1 protein-coding gene is annotated in these 549 nt (G+C 35.2%); it reads right to left on the bottom strand.

What is annotated here, in order from left to right; genetic code table 11:
- Positions 1-113 precede the first annotated feature (113 nt).
- The coding region (locus ACFIJP_RS09705) for a nitroreductase (RefSeq protein WP_375627223.1) at positions 114-549 on the bottom strand (436 nt) is incomplete at its 5' end.

Below are 549 nucleotides of genomic sequence, written 5' to 3'. Positions count from 1 at the left end.
TATGCAATATAAAAATATCATAAGAATAAGAAGATCTCACCAAAATATTTTTCATAATATCTTAAGTTCTTAAAATTTTACATTCAAATCCATAACAATATTTCTGAACATGCTTATACAAAACGTACAAAATTTTCTATTGGTTCGCGTTCTGTTTCAAAATTGTTTTCTGGAGCATTCACATCACGATAGCCAAGCGCCATACCACAAATAATGCGCCTATCAGAAGGCACTGATAAAAGTATACGAATTTGTTTATGATAATCAGCGAAAGCTGCTTGAGGACAGGTATCTAATCCAAATCCGCGCGCTGCCAACATAATGGTCTGCATAAACATGCCTAAATCAAGCCAGCTCCCTATTTCCATGTCATGATCCATTGTGAATAAAAGTCCTACAGGTGCCCCAAAAAACAAAAAATTCCGTGCTTTTTGGTAAAGTATTTTTTCCTGTTCACCTTTTTGAATTCCAAGACTCTTATAAAGATCTAAACCAACTTTTCGACGCCTTGAAAGATAAGGCTCACGCCACTGACGTGGATAATAATGA

This window comes from Bartonella sp. MU37NMGALS, from assembly GCF_042194015.1.
In the GTDB taxonomy this organism is placed as follows: Bacteria; Pseudomonadota; Alphaproteobacteria; order Rhizobiales; family Rhizobiaceae; genus Bartonella; species Bartonella grahamii.
Note: the sequence above shows the minus strand (reverse complement) of the source record. Positions and strands in the feature narration are given on the sequence as shown.